Origin of the sequence: Gottfriedia acidiceleris (assembly GCF_002128425.1) — a bacterium.
Lineage (GTDB): Bacteria > Bacillota > Bacilli > Bacillales > Bacillaceae_G > Gottfriedia > Gottfriedia acidiceleris.
In genome coordinates this window covers 62,990-82,903 of record NZ_NESS01000010.1, presented here as the reverse complement: position 1 = coordinate 82,903, position 19,914 = coordinate 62,990, and the positions used below count along the sequence as shown (strand labels likewise).

At 32.3% G+C, this 19,914-nt stretch carries 17 protein-coding genes; 14 read left to right on the top strand and 3 right to left on the bottom strand.

From position 1 onward, the window contains the following. Nucleotides 1–97: 97 nt before the first annotated feature. The gene (locus B6K90_RS17255; RefSeq protein WP_088014003.1) at nt 98–994 is read right to left on the bottom strand and encodes an AraC family transcriptional regulator; all 897 of its coding nucleotides are present in this window, start codon (nt 992–994) and stop codon (nt 98–100) included. 228 nt (nt 995–1,222) lie between these two features. Between B6K90_RS17255 and B6K90_RS17250 the strand changes: the two genes are divergently transcribed. From B6K90_RS17250 to B6K90_RS17225, 6 genes are all read left to right on the top strand, one after another. Then, the gene (locus B6K90_RS17250) at nt 1,223–2,092 is read left to right on the top strand and encodes a Cof-type HAD-IIB family hydrolase (RefSeq protein WP_088014002.1); all 870 of its coding nucleotides are present in this window, start codon (nt 1,223–1,225) and stop codon (nt 2,090–2,092) included. 142 nt (nt 2,093–2,234) lie between these two features. After that, nucleotides 2,235–3,455 carry a sugar efflux transporter gene (locus tag B6K90_RS17245; protein WP_088014001.1) on the top strand — a complete coding sequence of 407 codons (1,221 nt, stop codon included), beginning with the start codon at nt 2,235–2,237 and terminating at the stop codon, nt 3,453–3,455. A 313-nt stretch (nt 3,456–3,768) separates the two neighbouring features. Next, nucleotides 3,769–4,461 (top strand): response regulator transcription factor, encoded by a 693-nt coding sequence (locus tag B6K90_RS17240; RefSeq protein WP_088014000.1) that lies wholly within the window; start codon nt 3,769–3,771, stop codon nt 4,459–4,461. A 145-nt stretch (nt 4,462–4,606) separates the two neighbouring features. Next, nucleotides 4,607–5,530 (top strand): ABC transporter ATP-binding protein, encoded by a 924-nt coding sequence (locus tag B6K90_RS17235; RefSeq protein WP_088013999.1) that lies wholly within the window; start codon nt 4,607–4,609, stop codon nt 5,528–5,530. Next, complete coding sequence (locus tag B6K90_RS17230; protein WP_088013998.1) at nt 5,523–6,269, top strand: ABC transporter permease; 747 nt, start codon at nt 5,523–5,525, stop codon at nt 6,267–6,269. Before B6K90_RS17235 ends, B6K90_RS17230 begins: the two co-directional genes overlap by 8 nt. A gap of 23 nt (nt 6,270–6,292) precedes the next feature. Then, nucleotides 6,293–7,186 (top strand): sensor histidine kinase, encoded by an 894-nt coding sequence (locus tag B6K90_RS17225; RefSeq protein WP_088013997.1) that lies wholly within the window; start codon nt 6,293–6,295, stop codon nt 7,184–7,186. An 87-nt stretch (nt 7,187–7,273) separates the two neighbouring features. Here B6K90_RS17225 and B6K90_RS17220 read toward each other — a convergent pair whose 3' ends face one another. Then, a complete protein-coding gene (locus B6K90_RS17220) occupies nt 7,274–8,677 on the bottom strand; it encodes an aminotransferase-like domain-containing protein (protein ID WP_088013996.1) in 1,404 nt (467 codons plus the stop codon). A gap of 226 nt (nt 8,678–8,903) precedes the next feature. Between B6K90_RS17220 and azlC the strand changes: the two genes are divergently transcribed. From azlC to B6K90_RS17185, 7 genes are all read left to right on the top strand, one after another. Next, on the top strand, nt 8,904–9,614 hold the full coding sequence (azlC, locus tag B6K90_RS17215) for an azaleucine resistance protein AzlC (RefSeq protein ID WP_088013995.1): 711 nt from the start codon (nt 8,904–8,906) through the stop codon (nt 9,612–9,614). Further along, a complete protein-coding gene (locus B6K90_RS17210) occupies nt 9,611–9,943 on the top strand; it encodes a branched-chain amino acid transporter permease (protein ID WP_088013994.1) in 333 nt (110 codons plus the stop codon). The genes azlC and B6K90_RS17210 overlap by 4 nt, the downstream gene beginning before the upstream one ends. 15 nt (nt 9,944–9,958) lie before the next feature. Continuing rightward, nucleotides 9,959–11,719 (top strand): adenine deaminase C-terminal domain-containing protein, encoded by a 1,761-nt coding sequence (locus tag B6K90_RS17205; protein ID WP_088013993.1) that lies wholly within the window; start codon nt 9,959–9,961, stop codon nt 11,717–11,719. Nucleotides 11,720–12,065: 346 nt separating this feature from the next. After that, on the top strand, nt 12,066–14,126 hold the full coding sequence (locus B6K90_RS17200; RefSeq protein ID WP_088014050.1) for a HelD family protein: 2,061 nt from the start codon (nt 12,066–12,068) through the stop codon (nt 14,124–14,126). A gap of 323 nt (nt 14,127–14,449) precedes the next feature. After that, on the top strand, nt 14,450–15,238 hold the full coding sequence (locus B6K90_RS17195) for an ABC transporter ATP-binding protein (protein ID WP_088014049.1): 789 nt from the start codon (nt 14,450–14,452) through the stop codon (nt 15,236–15,238). A 2-nt stretch (nt 15,239–15,240) separates the two neighbouring features. After that, a complete protein-coding gene (locus tag B6K90_RS17190; protein WP_088013992.1) occupies nt 15,241–16,875 on the top strand; it encodes a hypothetical protein in 1,635 nt (544 codons plus the stop codon). Nucleotides 16,876–17,057: 182 nt separating this feature from the next. After that, on the top strand, nt 17,058–18,080 hold the full coding sequence (locus B6K90_RS17185; protein ID WP_088013991.1) for an NADH:flavin oxidoreductase/NADH oxidase: 1,023 nt from the start codon (nt 17,058–17,060) through the stop codon (nt 18,078–18,080). Between the two features lie 75 nt (nt 18,081–18,155). Here B6K90_RS17185 and B6K90_RS17180 read toward each other — a convergent pair whose 3' ends face one another. Next, nucleotides 18,156–18,953 carry a formate/nitrite transporter family protein gene (locus tag B6K90_RS17180; protein WP_088013990.1) on the bottom strand — a complete coding sequence of 266 codons (798 nt, stop codon included), beginning with the start codon at nt 18,951–18,953 and terminating at the stop codon, nt 18,156–18,158. A gap of 170 nt (nt 18,954–19,123) precedes the next feature. Between B6K90_RS17180 and B6K90_RS17175 the strand changes: the two genes are divergently transcribed. Then, a complete protein-coding gene (locus tag B6K90_RS17175) occupies nt 19,124–19,684 on the top strand; it encodes a GNAT family N-acetyltransferase (RefSeq protein ID WP_167555412.1) in 561 nt (186 codons plus the stop codon). Nucleotides 19,685–19,914 lie beyond the last annotated feature (230 nt).

The following is a 19,914-nucleotide window of genomic DNA, read 5'->3' as shown; positions in this document are numbered from 1 at the left end:
TTTCAATCTTATTAATAAATTTGATATACTTTAACCTTTTTACCATCAGAAAAATTGAAAACTTTTGAGGATATTCAGTCACTTTATAACTTTTATATTATTTCGCCCTCATTCGTTTAATATCTTCTTTCGGTGGAAAACCAAATAAACGAGAGTATTCTCTACTGAACTGGGATGGACTCTCGTATCCTACTCGGAATGCTACTTCTGCTGCATCTGAAGACTCAGACAATAATAAAAGTCGCGCTTCTTGCAATCTTAAATGTTTCTGAAATTGTAGAGGACTCATTGCAGTTACATCTTTAAAGTGTCTATGTAGGGAAGAAACACTCATATTTGCTATTTCTGCAAGCTCTTCAATTCGTAAAGGCTTGTAAAAATTCGTTTTAATTTGTTCAATAACTTCCCTTATTCGATTAGTCGTACTACCTTCGATGGCAATTTGTTGCAATATGTTTCCATTCGGTCCACGCAAAACTCTATAGAGAATTTCTTTCGTAAAAATAGGTGCAAGAATTGGAATATCATCTGGAGAATCTATTAAACGAGCCAATCTAATTACTGCATCTAAAATCGATTCCTCTAACTCATTGACAAAAATCGCTCGTTTCGCATTTTCCTTTGAATTAGTCGGAATTTCAGTATCAGTTAAAATTTCTAAGATTTGACTTGGATTAAATTCAATTTTTAAAGCTAGATATGGAGCGTTTGGTGTAGCTTCTATAACTTGGCCTGTGACGGGTAAATCAACAGATGCAACTAAATAATTTCCAGGGCCATACTTAAAACTTTCATTTGCTAATAATAATTTCTTTATACCAGAAACAACAATACAGATAGATGGCTTATACACCCTATATTTCGGATCAGTAATATTTGACTCTCGGATGAAAAATAACGAGTTAATCGAGGTCTCGTTAACACCTTCGTAACTAGTATTGCGATCAATAATTTCGGTTAGTTCGCTTAAATAAGAAAAGTTCATTTCAGTCATATAGTCCTCCTTATTTACTATAAATTTATAGATACATAAAAAATTTTTTTAGGATATGAGAAGTGAGAGGATTAGGCAATCATTTGAGAGGAATGAGTTAACGAACTCTATTATTTTAATGCATAATTAAGTATATCAAACATATCTTCAAAACTATAATATTATCAATTTAAAACATTCTCACCTCATACGATTTAAGTTTAAAAACCGATCAAGGGAGAGATTCTTATGAAACTGATTGCTTTAGACCTGGATGGTACTACACTGAATACAAATAAAATAATAAGTGAAGAAACATTAAGCGCGATTAAAAAAGCTCAGGCAGCAGGACATATCGTTGTGATTTTATCCGGACGTTCACCTAGTTCAGTAAATGATGAACTTTCAAAGTATGGATTAAATTGTCCAGTTGGAGGTCATAACGGGACGGCATTATATGTGAATGGTAAATTAAATGAACTAAATTCTTTAGGCAGACCTCAAGTACAAAAAATTGCCTTAGAAGTTGAGAAAGAAGTCTTACCGTATAATATTTCTACAAATAAGGGAATATTTGCACCTAGTAATTGGAATAAACGATTTGAACAAATTGTTTCATCAGGGCGTGTACCTAACGAATACTTCGAAAACAGACACTTCAAAATGTTTACTACACCTCCAAATGTATATGGACATTCGTTTTTTAACAACGTTCAAGAAATAATTGCTAATGATGATTTTACAATTCAAAAGTTTCTTATTCTATCCCTTGAGCCAAAACAAATGGAACGACTTGAAAAAAAATTAAGATTCATAGATGAGACTTTTGTCACTAGTTCATCTCCTTTTAATCTTGAGGTCACACATATTAATGGAAATAAAGGGTATGGGCTAAAAGCCATGGCTACATATTTTAATATTCCATTAGAAAATACAGTAGCTATTGGAGATGAAAAAAATGATCTACCGATGTTCAATATAGCTGGTTTATCAATAGCTATGGGGAATGCTGAAGAAGAAGTAAAGCTTTCAAGTGATCTAGTTACTTTAAGCAATGATGAAAATGGTGTTGCATATGCATTCGAAAAATATATTTTCAAAGAGTCAAATGTACTATAATAGTAAAGAAATCTAAATACAACTAAATCAGCAACGTTTTCCTTGGTTAAATGTGTGCAGTATGTTAATTTAACCAAGGATGTTTTTATTTGTTTATTTAACCAATTGATTAAAATATTGAATGTTAAAGGGGGGCTAAAAAATGGTTAGTCGGATAAAAGATCTATTTGCCATTAAGGGGTATAGTTTATTTGTTATCTGTTTGTTATTTGTTGGAATCGGACTTTCAATTACAACTCCTTATTTATCATTGTATTCTACAAAATATATAGGGATGAGCTCTGGAGCATTTGGTATCTTCATGGCAGTGATTTCGTTAAGTGGTGTTTTAGTTAATACATTTATTGCTGAACGTTCTGATCGAGGGATTGACAGAAAATGGATCATTATGATTGCGATGATTTCATCGGCGATCGGTTATGCATCCTATTTAATATTTCATAATTACTATTTATTATTAGTTTTCGTTGCTTTATTTAATGGATTAGGTGCAGCGGCCATGCCTCAAATTTTTGCATCAGCACAGGAATCGGCAAATGCAAGTTTATCTAAAGATAAGACTTTAGCATTATCAACTTTACGTTCGCTTGTTTCTTTAGGATTTTTAATCGGACCATTAGTAGGCACTTTAATTTTAAGAGCAAAAGGGTATCATGGCCTTTTTTGGGGAACATCTAGTATTTATGTAATGATTACTTTACTAGTATTCTTCTTTTTAGAAAAGAGAAAGCCAGTCCAGAACAATATAAAAAAGAAAAACAAGACAAACGTCACAGCCGCTAAACGAAAACAGCTTAGACTACCGTTTATTGCTTTTATCTTATTATTTGCAGTTAGTTCGATTAATTGGATTAACACACCACTTTTTATCGTCAATGAACTACATGGTACTAATACAGATGTTGGATTAGTCGTAAGCTTATGTGCAGGTTTAGAAATTCCAATCATGCTTGTGTTGGGAGTACTTTCTAAAAAAATCTCAAATCATGCATTGATGATCTACGGTTGCTTTATTGGTTTACTCTACTACTTAGTCTTAAGCATGTCTACCCATACATGGGAGTTAATCATTGCACAGTTGCTACAGGCAACATACATCGCGATCGTTATGGGGAATGGTATAAGCTATTTTAACGACCTATTACCAAATTCACCCGGCTTTTCTGCATCAATTTATGCGAATTGCTCGACAATCGGAAGTTTAGTAGGAAACTTAGGCGGAGGTCTGTTTGCACAATTAGCAGGTTTTCGAAATGTATATTTACTTTGTATATTATTTGTAATTTGTTCACTCTTTATATTATGGAAATCAAAAAACAATGTCGAAATGGAAATATCGACAGGTCATAGTCAGTCTGTGTAGTTGATTTATTGTCGGTGAATTTCACAAAATATTGAGGAGTAAAATTTCTGTTTAAAACTTGACAGAAATGAACTTGACGAACTGATCAAGACCTCGCCCTTTGGATAGCGAGCATTCTATAATGAAATCAATCTCACGCAAGCTCCTTTTACGAAAAATCTAATTACAAGATTATATATTAACAAAGTGCAAAAACGAGCTATTACTGTAGCTCGTTTTTTTACATTTTGGCATTAAGAATTAAGATGATATATTACATATAGATCAAATTAAATAGTATTAATAAAAATGAGTCTCATGTGAGGAAAAAAATATGAATGAAACTACAAATATATTAATTGTTGAAGATGATGAAGATATTAATCGATTACTTTGTGATATTATCTACAAAAACAGCTATAATCCAAAATCTGCCTATTCTGGGACTGAAGCACTTATTTATTTAGAAAGTCAGAAATGGGATCTGGTTTTATTAGATTTGATGCTTCCAGGATTGTCTGGAGAAGAATTATTAAAAAAAATAACAGAGGAAAGTAATATCCCGGTCATAATCATCTCAGCAAAGCTTGAAATGAAAACAAAAATAGATATTTTAAGGGGTGGAGCGGATGATTATATTACAAAACCATTTGATATAGAAGAGGTTTCGGCAAGAATTGAAACTTGCTTAAGAAGATATCGTCGATTGGCTAATGTCCCAATACTCAATCAAATTCAATACAAAGATCTTGTTATAGATACAGATTCAAAAAAGGTGTCTGTTGGGGGAAATGAGTTAAAATTAACGGCAATTGAATACGAGATACTGTGTTTATTCGTAACTTCTCCTAAAAAGGTTTTCACAAAAGCAAATTTATTTGAGAGTGTTTGGAATGAGGAATTCTATGGAGATGATAATACAATAAATGTACATATGAGTAATATTAGAAGCAAGCTTAATAAAGCCAATCCAAATGAAGAGTATATCGAAACAATTTGGGGAATGGGCTACAGACTAAAAACTTAAGGTTTTCTTAAGAATTGGCTTAAGACATTCTTATGTTTTCCTTCTTATAGTTAAAAGTGTTCTCAAAAATAAATTTTGTTCAATAGGATCTTTAATTAACTATCCGTTGGACGAGCTTAAGAGTTTATATAAGGAGGGGTAACTTATGAATGAATTTGTACTTAAAACGAATCAATTATCAAAGAAATATCATAATAAAATGGCCCTTAATAATGTTAATTTAACGATTAAAAAGGGATCCATTTACGGTTTTATCGGGCAAAATGGTGCTGGGAAGTCTACATTAATACGCTTAATTACTGGTTTAGGGTATCCAACAAACGGTTCATTTGAACTATTTGGAGAAAGCAATGAGCGAGGATTAATTGAAGCAAGAAAAAGAGTTGGGACAATTATTGAGGGTCCTGCGTTATATCCACATTTGACAGCAGCTGAAAATTTAGAAGCACATAGACTTTTAAAAGGAATTCCTGGGAAAGAATGTATCAAACAAACACTTAGACAAGTTGGTTTAGAAGATACAGGTAAAAAGAAGGCGAAAAATTTTTCCCTAGGGATGAAGCAAAGACTTGGACTTGCAATCGCGTTATTGGGGGATCCTGAATTTTTAATATTAGACGAACCAATAAATGGACTTGATCCTATGGGCGTTGTGGAAATACGCGAATTACTTAAAAAGCTTAATCAAGAGTATGGAATTACGATTTTAATTTCCAGTCATATTTTAAGTGAACTACATTTATTAGCAACTCATTACGGCATTATTCATAATGGAGAGCTATTAGAAGAACTTTCAATTAAAGAACTTGATGAAAAATGTAAACACTTTTTGCATATTAAAGTTGATAACTCAAACAAAGCCGCGACTGTTATTGAAAAATCCTTTAATACTCAGAATTTTGAAGTATTTCCGGACGGTTCGATCAGGTTATTTGAATATTTTGACAGACCAAGAGAGGTATCGAAGGCACTAACTAGTGAAGGGTTAATTATCGAGCATTTTATGCCAATGGGAGAAGATTTGGAAGCGTATTTTACAACTCGCATCGGGGGTGTAAATCGTGGGTAATCTATTTAAAACTGAACTGTATAAATTAAAAAAGGATCGTTCATTTCGAACATTACTATGTATTTTAATTCTATTCTCTTTATTGTATCCTTTTACGACTAATATAGATTCAGCATCAAAACTTTCTTTAGATGAGTATTATATTTATAACATTTTAAGTATAAACAACGATATTATAAAATTATTACCGTGTATTTTTGCAGGTTTCTTTATCACAAGTGAATACTCGAATGGAACAATGAAATCTATTGTATCATCAGGAAATAGTAGATTACGAATTTACTTTTCAAAGTTGACGATGTTTTCGATTGGTTCAGTCATTATCTTATTAATACTACCAATTTTTATGACGACGACTGCTGCATTCCGTTTTGATTTTAATGATACAACTGATTGGATGTTTATCTTTAAAACATATGGACTACTAACAATTTATGGAGCCGCGTTTGCTTCAGTTATGACGATTATTGCCACTATTTTTACTGACAATGGAAAAACGATTGGATTTTTATTAATGTTTTTTGCTTTAATTAATTCTTTATTAGGCTTCATAGCTACTAAATTAACCTTACTTAAAACAATCATTAAGAATTCAGTATTTATGCAATATCCAAACATATATAAAGTTAACCAGTTAGATCATAGTGAAGTGTTAACACTCATTTTTGTTCCAATTTTGACCTTTATTGTACTTGGCATTTTAGGAAGTTTACTATTTAGAAAAAAAGAAATTAAGTAAGATCGAAAGCGGGTGAGAGTTTTATGAAATATGTAACAATAATCGTTATCATTCTTTTTTCATATTTTCTCACCCGTTATTATCTATTAAAAAAAGAGATTAAAAGAACTACTAGGCAATTACAAGCCGTTAATAAAAATAAGATTGAAAAGAAACTTGACCTTCAGTATTTTGATAAAGACATTGAAATTCTTTCAGCAGAAATAAATAGGCAAATTGATTTAACAAGAAAGTCTAAAGCAGAAAAACGTTTAAGTGAAAATGAATTAAAACAGGCGATTTCATACATTTCGCATGATATACGAACTCCTATGACCTCGATTTTAGGATATATTCAATTTTTAGAATCGGATGAAATAACGATCGATATGAGAAAAGAATATATAACTATCGTAAAAAATAGTGCACAAAGGTTGAAGGTGTTGCTTGAAGACTTTTTTGAACTATCAGTCATAGATCAAATTGATTATCCAATGAAGATTGAAAAAATAAAATTAAATCAATTGATACTAGAAGTTTTATTAGGATTTTACGAAGAATTCAATAATCGGAACTTAGAACCAACAATTGAAATTCCGAGTACTGAAATGATTATTATCGCTGATCCATCTGCAGTAAAAAGAGTCATCGAAAATTTAATCATTAATGCGATTAAACATTCAACTGGTAATATAAATATAAGACTTGAAAAATCAGATTCATCAATCCAATTATGTATTAGTAATTCAGTTAACGAGTTTAGTGAACCGGATTTACAACGAATGTTTGATCGATTTTATAAAGCAGATCAAACTCGAACTGGAAAAGGTACAGGCCTTGGTTTACCGATTGCTAAAAGTTTAATGGAAAAAATGAATGGTAATATTACGGCAGAGTTTAAAGATAATCAATTATGTATGAAATGTGAATGGTTTTAAAGTAATATTCAATTTAATATAAGACAAAAATTAGGAGCTATTTAACATTTGGCTCCTAATTTTTGTCTTATGAAACGAACTGGGGGACTATAATGTTTTCTTCTGTTTGTCCAGATATTGAGACAAAACCTTCAATCCAGTATGTAGATCATCTAAAGATTGTGTAGAAGAAAGTGCAATACGTAAATACTTTTCAGAAGAAGACTGCCCACTTAGAAAACGATCTGAATGAAACACTCGTACACCTAGTTTTTTCAAATCTGCTTCTAAGTTTACCCCATTACTATGACTATGAATAGGAAGCCAACGGTAAAAACTAAGCGGATGCCCAATCTTATTTACAGGGAAATAGGATGAATAAATATCGTTTACAGTTTCAGCTAACTGTTTCTTTTTTTGAACGATTTCATGCGCTTTTCCTGATAAGATCAACTCAGTAATTACTTCTACATCAAGTGATGATGTTTTTACGTTAAGATTAAAAATAGCCTTCAAAATTTTTTCACGTAATGCCTCCCCAAAAACCATGTAAGCAACTCTCAATCCAGAACAGATGGACTTTGATGTACCACAAATATATACGCTTTGTTCTGGAAGTAGGTTATACATCGGTTGTTTGTAATCAGATATTACTCCCGCAGTAATAAATGCATGTATATCATCTTCGATTAAAATTAAACGATGCTTCTTTATTACGGAAGCTAATTCAAGTTTTCGAAAGTCAGATATCATTATTGTGGTTGGGTTACTACAAGAAGGCATTAGGAATATACCATGTATATTAATTTGACTACATTGCTTTTCAAGTTCATCAGGCAACATCCCAAACAGATCTCCAGGAATTGGGATTAATTGAATGTGAAGTGTTTTTGCCAACTCAATAAAATTTGAAAAGGTGTAAAAATCTGTTGCAATTCGATTACCTGGCTCAAATAAACTAGCCAAAGCAAGGACCAAAGCGTTTTGTGTACCAGACGCAATTGCTAAATGATCTTGAATCGCTTTAATACCGAAAGCTTCCATCCAGTTCAGTGCAGCTGCTTTCTGATGTGGAATACCGGTGGGATCATTGTAATTTAATAATTGATCTAAATAGCTTTTACTGACTACTTTCTGAATTGCTTCGGTCACAATATTATTCGTTTGTTCAAAAGAAGCCACAAAGCCAAGATCGATACTATTTGCTGTTTTATCTGTTGAAATCGTTATTGAATGGGTTGCATTCGGTGCAACAAAAGTTCCACTACCTGTAATGGCATAGATTAAACCTTTTACTTCACATATTTTGTAGGCTCGAGTGATTGTCGTAAAATTCAAGTCAAGAAAATCAGCTAATTCTCGCTGCGGTGGTAACTTTGTACCGGGAGCAAGAAAGCCATTAATAATATCTTGTTCTAGTTGAAGTGCAATAGAATTATAGTAAGGACGCTTTAAAGCTTTTTTATCAGGTTTCCAAGACATGGGATAATTTTCAAATGAATTTACTGGCATTGTTCCATTATTCACCTCTACTGTTGAATTCCATACAATTATATCATTTTTGTATGGAATTCAATAAATACAAATCTATTGCTACCTAAGTAGAAAGTTAGTAATTATACTTTAAACAGTACTTAATTTAATTTTTAGAAAATTGTAATCCATACAATTATTTCATTTTTTGTATGGATTCTGTATGTTAAATTATAATAAATTTAACGATACAGGATGTGAAGCTATGAAAAAGGGAAACAAACTATGGATGGCATTTCGCTTTGCTTTTCCACACACGATACCTATTTTTGCAGGATTTTTATTTTTAGGTATAGCATATGGGATTTTTATGAATTCGCTAGGATTCAGTGCAATTTATCCAATCCTGATGGCGCTAACAATTTTTGCTGGATCTATGGAATTTATTGCAGGAAACTTATTACTGATGGGTTTTAATCCAATAAACGCACTGTTTCTAACGTTAATGGTGAACGCGCGACATTTGTTTTATGGAATCTCAATGTTAGATAAATATAAAGGCACTGGTAAGAAAAAGACCTATCTAATTTTCGGACTATGTGATGAGACTTTTTCGATAAATTATACGGCTGATATACCCGACAACGTGGATAAGAGTTGGTTTATGTTTTTTGTTACATTCCTTAATTATTTGTATTGGGTAATTGGTGCATCAATTGGAGGGATTTTTGGATCACTTGTAAAATTCAATACAAAAGGTCTTGAATTCGTCATGACTGCCCTATTTGTTGTTATTTTCATTGAGCAGTGGAAAAAAGAGACAAAACATATTAGTGCAATAACAGGGGTTGGTCTTTCAACTATTTGTCTTATCATTTTTGGTGGAGAAAACTTCATTATTCCAGCCATGCTTTCAATACTTATTACACTTAGTGTACTTAGAAAACCATCTAAGAAAGTAGAGGTATCAGTATGACGATGAATGTAACACAGCAAATTATCACAGTATCAATGGTTGTTTTAGGTACAATGCTTACAAGATTTCTTCCATTTATTATTTTTCCACCAGGGAAGGCTACACCAAAGTATGTACAGTATTTAGGTAAAGTCCTACCGTCTGCAGTAATTGGACTATTGGTCGTCTATTGTTTTAAAAATGTCAATGTACTTTCTAGTACACACGGTATTCCAGAGTTTATTTCAGTATTTGTTGTTGCAATTCTCCACTTATGGAAGAGAATGATGCTTCTTTCGATCGCAGGTGGTACGATTGTTTATATGATTCTTGTGCAATTAATTTTTTAATAATATAGGGGTGAAATGATGCAAAATTATAGATGGAGTAATGAGCAAATTAGAAACCAAGTAAATGTTCTAGATGAAGTAATTAATCCTCATATCATCTTAAAAAATGCAACGTATTTAAATTCATATTTGAACCAATGGTTACAGGCAAATATTTGGGTTTATCATGATCGGATTGTTTATGTTGGAGAAAATCTTCCTGAAAACTTAAATCAAATTGAAGTGGTAGATTGTGAAGGGAAATTTTTAGTGCCAGGTTATATTGAACCTCACGCTCATCCATATCAACTCTATAATCCTCTAACATTAGCAAAACATGCAGGGCAATTCGGTACAACAACATTAATAAACGATAATCTAAAATTTTTCTTAGAATTACCTAGTCATACTGCTTTTGAATTATTAAATGATTTTAAAAACTTACCGTCAAGCATGTATTGGTGGTGTCGTTTCGATGCGCAATCTGAATTTCCGAATAATGATGAGCTATTTAATTCGAAAGATGTTTTGTCTTGGCTCGAGAATGAATTAGTTTTACAAGGTGGAGAACTAACTGCGTGGCCAAAGCTTTTAAATGGTAATGATCAAATGCTCACCTGGATACAGGAGACAAAGAGGTTAAATAAGAAAGTGGAAGGACATTTTCCAGGAGCTTCTGAAAGCACTTTAGCCAAATTAATGTTGTTAGGTGCAGATTGCGATCATGAAGCAATGACAGGAAAAGAAGTACTTTCGCGTTTAATGCAGGGCTATATGGTTTCATTAAGACATTCTTCAATACGACCTGATTTAGAAGTACTTTTAAAGGAAATGAAAGAGCTCGGCATCCAAAAATTTGATCGACTTTTCTTTACAACTGACGGTTCACATCCTTATTTCTATGAAAAAGGAATGACAGATGAATTAATAAAAATAGCGATCCGTCACGAAATACCATTAATTGAAGCATACAATATGGCTAGTTATAATGTAGCTTGCTATTATAAAATGGAACATTTACATGGTTCAATCGCCACAGGCAGAATTGCAAATATTAATCTACTAGAAAGTAAAGAAAACCCAACACCTATAAGTGTTTTAGCAAATGGAAAATGGATCAAGAAAGACGGGAACTTTATCAATCAATATTTGTCCATCGATTGGGATAAATATCAATTCTCTAAACTAGATTTAAAGTGGACTTTACAAAAAGAGGATCTGAGTCTTACAAACTCAAATGGTATAAACTTGATTAATAATGTCATTACAAAACCATATGAAAGTATGATTGAATTCGAATTGGATGAGTTATCATACGAACATGATGAATGCTTTCTTGTAATGGTTGGAAGAGATGGTTCTTGGAGATTAAACACGCTAGTGAAAGGATTTGCTAGGCATATTGGTGGATTTGCAAGTTCTTATTCTGGTACTGGAGACATTTTAATCTTAGGAAAAAGAAAATCAGATATGTTAAAAGCATTTGAACGAATGAAGGAAATAGGCGGTGGCATAGTTCTAGTAGAGGAGAACAAAGTTGTTCACGAAATATCTTTATCTTTAAAAGGTAGCATGTCCGAATTAGATATGGACAGTCTAATCAAAGTTGAGAAAAAAATGATCGAATTGTTAAAAGAAAAAGGATATAAATACGACGATCCAGCTTTTACATTATTATTCTTTTCTGCAACTCATTTACCATTTATTCGATTAACTCCAAGTGGATTATATGACGTGAAAAACAATAATGTATTAGTTTCACCAGTAATAAGGGAAACGACACACAAAATAATATAAGATAGAATTCTCATTCAATCTATCTTTACAAGCTTAAGGTATGAATCCGATTTGCAGCGGACTCGTGCCTTTTTTATGTAGAACTTTTCAATTAATTTCCGTTAAGATAATATTGAATTATTTAAATTAATATACTAAAAATCAATAAATTTATCATTTTTCTGGTTAAGTTTCCAAAATATTATATTTTCTTTTTAAATTAACACTTTACTTTAGTAATCAATTCTTGATACAATGTTTTTCCGTCTGAAAATTCGGCTATTTAGTTATATTTAAGGAGGTTTGTAAAGTGACGACACAACAATATAAAGAAGAACTTCAATATTTAAACACAATTTTAACTGAAATGGAACGGCAGCTAACGAAACTTGAAGGGATTCCCGTTTACACTGGAAGTGATGTAACCGAACAAGTACTTGAAGGAATTCGAGAAACTAATCGAAGAAATCTTCGCTTAGCTAAAAACGAACCTTATTTTGGTCGAATGGATTTTCAAGAGAAGCATAAGGACTCGGTACCAGTTTACATAGGAAAAGTAGGAATATCAGAACAAGCTACAGAAAATCCATTGATAATTGATTGGCGTGCTCCAATTGCAAGCATGTTTTATTCGTTTACAGGAGGAGACGATCCTGCTTATTACGAATCTCCTGAAGGTATTATCGAAGGTATAATCTATTTAAAACGAAATATAGTAATCCGCAAAAAAAATCTCCAACGTGTTGTAGATACATATGTAAGAGGCGATCAAGATGTATCAGCTACTGATGATTTTCTTCTTTATCGATTAAGTGAAAACAAAGATAATCGCTTGAAGGATATTGTTTCTACTATTCAATCTGAACAAAATGATATTATTCGTTCATCCAAAAATACACCTTTAGTCATACAAGGAGTAGCAGGGAGCGGAAAAACAACTGTTGCTCTTCATCGACTTGCATTTCTGATTTACCAATACCGTGAAACATTAAAGGCCGATAAAATGATTATTTTTGCACCTAATAATATGTTTCTAGATTATATTTCAAATGTTCTACCAGAGTTAGGTGTAGGCGGCATTCAACAAACAACATTTTCTGATTGGGCATTAAATACTCTCGACCATGAAGTAAAACAAAAGGATTCATCAGAAAACCTAAACAAATGGTTCGCAACTGGTACCAACCGCCTTGAAATCAATCATAATAGTCCAGGTAAATGGAAAGGATCAACACATTTTATGACTTATATTAATCGATGCATGGATATTTATGAAGCATCAGCTGTTCCTGAAAAAGATTTCAAACCATGGAAAAAAAGAATGATTGATAAAGAAACACTTAAACATTGGTTTAGTGTTGAATATAAACATTATCCACTTGCTAAACGGAGAGAACGTATTGTTGCAAGGATTAAGAAATGGATTGATAATGAGCTAAATGTTATAGAAGAAACTAACATAAGAAAAGATAAAAAGAAAAAAGCAATTCAATATTTAAATTCTTATATGAAACAATGGCCGAAGCATACAGCACTTTCTTTTTATAAATCTCTATTCACTACAACAAAGGATGCTTCAATTGTAGTTGAAATACCGGCAGATATTATGAAATCTACATCTTTAAATTGTAAAAAGAAAGAGATGGATCAGGAGGATTTGGCTCCGCTAGTATATATTCACAATCGTCTTTATGGAATTGAGTCAAAGCAAAAGTTCCATCATGTAATTGTAGACGAAGCACAGGATTTTTCACCTTTTCAAATTGCATTATTGAAGCAGATGACAATCGGAAATTCATTCACCATTCTCGGAGATTTATCGCAAGCCATTCACGAGTATCAAGGGATTAATACTTGGGATGAATTTTTAGAAGTATTTAATGAAAAGGAAGTAACCTATTACGAGTTAAATAGAAGCTATCGATCTACAATGGAAATCATTCATTTTGCGAATGAGATTATTAAAAAAGCAAGTATACCAGTTAGTCTTGCAAATCCTGTATTCCGAAGTGGAGAAAAAGTTAAGATACTCGAAGTAGATCATACAAATCGAATTCAAGTAATCATGAATTCAATTGAACAATTAAAAAAGGATAAAATGGATACAATTGCAATTATTGGCCGTACTGAGGACGAATGTGCAATTTTATATAATGAATTATCCGCAGCTGGAGAAGAAGTATCTTTCATTCATTCAAAACAGAGAAAATATGAAGGGGGAATTTCGGTAGTACCTGTGTATCTTTCTAAAGGACTGGAGTTTGATGCAGTACTACTTATCGATGTAGATGACATGCATTATGAAGAAACTAAACAAGACGCTAAGTTACTATATGTTGGATGTACTCGAGCACTTCACAATTTAATCGTACTTTATTCCGGAAACAAGTCTCCACTCATTGAACAATCATCACTTCAGACTATTTAAATACAATTGCTTTCATGTTGCATTCACTTACTAATTCTTTCAGTTAAGCACTAAATAAAAAAGCATTTTCAAATATTTTGTCATACAAATTTTCAAAAAGCATCGATTTTACAGGTCGATGCTTTTTTATATAGACTGGAATGAACTATTCTTTACCTTGCTTAAACTCTAGAGACATTTTTAATAATGTAATCCTTAAAACGGGCACATAATTCTTCTATACTTGTCAAAAAATCTCCTAAAATATGGTAAATTCTCCTCTTTTCAACGTGATTAGTAGTCTATTAAGATTGAAGTATTAAATAAAAAAGTAGGTGACCAACATCGAAGCAAAAGAAGAAGTTGTATTATGTTTAAAGGATCTAAAAAAGGACTATGGTGCAAAATCAGTTTTAAAAGGTATTGATTTAACGGTCCATCGTGGACAAATTATTGGTTATATAGGACCGAATGGAGCAGGTAAAAGCACGACTATAAAAATTTTATTAGGACTAGAAGGAAATTACTCTGGGTATGTTGAGATTTTCGGGGAGGAAATTTCAGATCAGAATATTGAATACAAGAAGAAAATTGGTTATGTTCCTGAAATTGCGGAACTATACGATAATCTTACAGCTAGAGAGTATTTAACATTCGTTGGTGAGTTATATGGGATGGATTTTGATGAAGCCGATGAGAAGGCAATGAAGTTAATGAAGGTCTTTGGTTTGGAGGAAGTTTATTTAGCTCGAATCGCATCTTTTTCAAAGGGGATGAGGCAAAAAGTCCTTATCATTTCAAGTTTAATACATAATCCTGACCTATTGTTTTTAGATGAGCCACTTAGTGGGCTTGATGCAAATAGTGTAATGGTATTTAAAGAAATACTAGACATTCTCGCTGCAAATGGAAAAACGATTTTTTATTCATCACATATAATGGACGTAGTAGAGAAAATAAGTAATCGAATTATTTTGATCAATGATGGTAAAATCGTTGCAGATGGTAGTTTTATAGAATTAAAGGAGCAAAATGAAGAAGGATCATTGGAACAAATTTTCAATCAGCTTACCGGGTTTAATGAACACCAAGCTTTAGCTGAGGAATTCGTATCCATTGTAAAAGGGGGATAATTGTGAAGGATTTCCCTATGTTAAAAATCTTAGACCTTTTTCGACCGCTATTTGAACTATTTGGTGTTGAGTATCCAATCATGCGTAAAATTTTAGCAGTTAAATTAACGATGGATAGTCGGAGGACACCGACCATTTTTAATCAAAACAAAAAGAGAAAAACAAAAGATGAAGAGAATGGAATCATAAAATCATTAGGAATTTATGCTTTACTTAGTCTGATGCTCATTCCATTCGTCATTTTAGGAAAAAATTATTTATTTGGAATGAGCACTTTTTTTGGCATTATCATGTTTCTCATCATGACATCAATGATCTCAGATTTTTCAAATGTCTTACTTGATGTGAAAGATAAGGGGATTCTTCATACGAGACCAATCGAAAAAAGAACGATTACTGCTGCAAAAATGGTACACATTTCAATCTATCTTTTATTAATAACTACATCTATTGCAGCTTTGCCAGTAATAGTCGGTACATTTATACATGGTTTTCTATTCTTAATTTTAGCGATTGTAGAGCTTCTTCTAGTCAATTTATTTATAGTTGTCTTAACATCGATTATCTATTATTTTATTTTAAGATTTTTTGATGGTGAAAAGTTAAAAGATATTATCAATTACGTTCAAATCGGACTTTCAATTTCGATTGCTGTAGGTTATCAACTTGTTGGTAGAGCGTTTAGCTTTGTAAATTTTGATATGGCATTTTCGCCAACTTGGTATCATTATCTTATTCCCCCTATTTGGTTTGGGGCGCCTTTTGAGTTAATTTTAAATCGTCATACAAGTACTTATCTTATCGGATTTTCTATTTTAGCAATAATAATCCCTATTATTGCGATCATATTCTATAGTTTATTGATCCCATCCTTTGAGAAAAATCTTCAAAAATTATCAAATAATAGCGGCATAAACAGAAAAAAAGACAGTAAGTGGAAGAAATGGCTGTCTAGCGTAATTTGCAGGAATAATGAAGAAAAGGTATTTTTTAAATTCGCAGATAATATGATGCGAAACGAGAGGGAATTCCGACTAAAGGTTTATCCGTCATTAGGGCTATCAATCGTCCTCCCATTCGTTTTCCTATTCAATCAATTACAAATTTATTCCTATCATCATTTAGTTTTAAGCAAGAGTTATTTAACGATTTATATGTCTTGCTTAATTATTCCAAATGCGATCGCAATGCTAAAATATTCCGGAAAATATAAAGGAGCTTGGATTTATAAAACAGCGCCAGTATCAAATTTTGCACCATTATATAGTGCAACTATAAAAGTGTTTTTAGCAAATCTATATTTTCCTGTTTATTTTATTTTAAGTATAATTTTTATCGGGATCTTCGGTATTAAAATAATTCCTGATATATTAGTAGTCTTTGTAAGCTCAATTTTATATACAGTAATTTGTTCAAATTATCTGAAAGGATCACTACCATTTTCAGAGTCGTTTGAGGATGCTAGGCAAAATTCTGGAATCAACGTAATGATTGCCTTAATATTAGGGGGCATTTTGACATTAATTCACTGGGGAATAACGTTTATTCCATTTGGTGTAATGATTTACTTAGTATTACTTATTATTGTAACTTTCTTTTCATGGAAACGGGCCTATCATACTATTTGGAATTTTTAAGATGAAATTTGAAATTAATAAATAAGTTTAAAAAAGTAGGAGGCACTATGCTTTCTACTTTTTCTTTTTTATTTCTCGGGTAAGATATATGAGTGATCTAAGCAATAAAATAGAATTTTTTAAATTATTGGGATAATATGGGAAGGTAGCTTAAATAAAAAGTTTGTGAAAGGACGTTGACTATGTCTAATTTATTCAAACCATTTAAACACAAAGGGTTAGAATTAAAAAATCGTGTAGTAATGCCACCTATGTGTCAATATTCTGTCCATCTAAAAGATGGGATTCCAACAGACTGGCATTTCGTTCACTATACTAGCCGTGCAATCGGTGGTACAGGTTTAATCATTATTGAAATGACAAATATTGAAGATCGAGGCCGAATTTCAGATTATTGCCTAGGAATTTGGAGTGATGACCATATACCAGCATTTAAGCGCATTATAGATGAATGTCATAAATATGGTGCAAAAGTTGCGATTCAAATTGCTCATGCAGGACGTAAAGCTGAAGATGCTCCACAGCCAGTGTCCTCTTCACCAAACGCTTTTAATGAGAAATCAAAAACTCCACATGAATTAACAACTGTAGAAGTTAAAGAAATGGTTGAAAAGTTCAAAAAAGGTGTAGAGCGCGCGGTTCTTGCAGGAGTAGATACGATTGAGCTCCATGGTGCACATGGCTATCTTATCCACCAATTTGCTTCTGCTTATACGAATCAAAGATCAGATGAATATGGACAAGATAAATTTTTATTTGGAAAAGAAGTCATTAAAGCAGCCAAAAGTGTAATGCCAGCTGACATGCCACTTATTATGCGTATTTCTGCGGTAGAATACGTAGATGGAGGCTATGGTCTGGATTATTCTGTCGAAATGGCTAAAGCATTCCGTGACGCGGGAGTCGATATATTCCACATCTCTTCTGGTGGTGAAGGTCCAATTGGTTCTGCGGGCAGACCTGGATCTCATCCTGGTTATCAAGTCAAATTGGCCGAACGTATTAAGCAAGAAGCAGAAGTGCCTGTAATTGCTGTAGGAAATTTAGATGATGCAAAGCTTGCAGAATCTGTACTTGGCAATCAAGAAGCTGATTTAATCGCTGTTGGTCGGGGGATGTTAAGTAATCCTTATTGGGCGAATGAAGCTTCAATCCTTCTTGATGGGAAACCTTTGACTCCTAAACCTTATGAAAGAGCATATTAAATAAAATTAAAAAAGTACGCTGATTACGGCGTACTTTTTTGTATTTAATATGGTTCAGAAAAAACTTCTAAAAACCTACTTTGAGTCAATTTCATTAAAAAATGGTTTGTTAGCAAAATAATACATAGTAGCCATCATAAATTCACCGCCAATAAGATTTCCAATTGTAACAGGAATAAGATTATGGATCATTCCTGTATATGAAATCGTGTCAGGATGCTTGATGACAAGTGCAATTGCGAAAGAACACATATTGGCAATACTGTGCTCGTATCCAGACATAAAGAAACAAAATACAAATAGGATCATTGCGGTGATCTTCGTTCCATTTTCAGTTTCTCCAAAAGACATAGGAATAAAAAATGCAAGGCATACAAGCCAATTACACAAGATTCCCCTTGCAAGCAAATGAAAAATAGGATTATGTATTTTATGCTCAACTACTGATAAAAGAAAAGCACTCGAGTCAGGTGCATCAAAAAGCCCAGTAGTATAGATAATAAAAGCAAACAAGCAAGCACCTAAAACATTGCCTATATAACTGTAGATTAGTAGCTCAAAAACCTTTGGCCACTTCATTCGCCCTCTTAATGCAGCATATGTATAATAAAAAGTATTTCCAGTGAAGAGATCCCCACCACCATACCAAATCAACACAATAGCTGCTCCAAATGTCAATGCTGCAATTGGATAAGCAACAGGAGAATTAACTAAGAAAAAGCCGTTCCCTGTCTTGAAAGCTACCATTACACCGAATCCAATAAACATACTTGCAAGCATACTTCTTAATACGTAGCGGAGATGGCTTTGCTCAAATATTTTTAATTTCTTTAAAGCTAACTTTTCTACTTCTAACAGTGGTTTAACTTCCATCATATCACCCCTTTTTAATTTGTCCATTATTGTTTAAGAAATAGTATTTTTGTAAATTTTTATGGTAAAATTTAATTATTAAAAATTTTCCGCATAATTAAATCTTCCTTTTAAAATGAGTAGATTGATAACTAATAGTAGATATAGAAAAGTTTATTGGAGGGGTTTTTTTGAAAGATATTATAGTACGCCCATATACGCTTGAAGATGCAGAGGCAAAGTTACAATTACATGTAGAAAATAAAGAACATTTTGAAAAGTGGTCTCCTACATCAAGGAAAGAGGACTTTTACACCATTCAAGGACAATTGAATAGTATAAAAGAGTTTATGGAAAAAAGTGCAGAAGATAGTAGATATGATTTTGGGATCTTTGTTAAAGAAGACAATGAATTTACTTTAATAGGAGAAGTACAGTTCATTTTTGTTACACGAGGACCTAAACAAAGTTGTATGGTTGGTTACCAAATTGGTGAAAAATTTAACGGTCAAGGATATATGACAAAAGCTTTGAAACTCGCTCTGAAAATTGCATTTGAAGATTTGAAATTCCACCGAGTGACTTCTGAAGTTAATCCAGAAAATATAGGGTCTTTACGTGTCCTTGAAAAAGTTGGATTTGTGAAGGAAGGATATTATCGAAAAAATTTAAAAATTAGAGATCAGTGGTATGATCATGTATGCTTAGCAATTTTAGAGGAGGAATTTGCGGAGAAGATTGCACAAAGTTAATTTTGGTTAAATAAGTATTTTGATAAATGTAAGATAGACAGATTACTGTTTATCTTTTTTAATTGGAACATCTTATATAAAAAGTTCATTTTTAACTAGTGTGAACATCATTTAGATGTAATTACGACATTATTTTACTTTGTCATAAAATTTTAACAATAAAAATAAAGGAAAAATGGCAAATTTTATCTAATTAATAAGAAAGGGGATTTATATTCTCCTTTCCATTA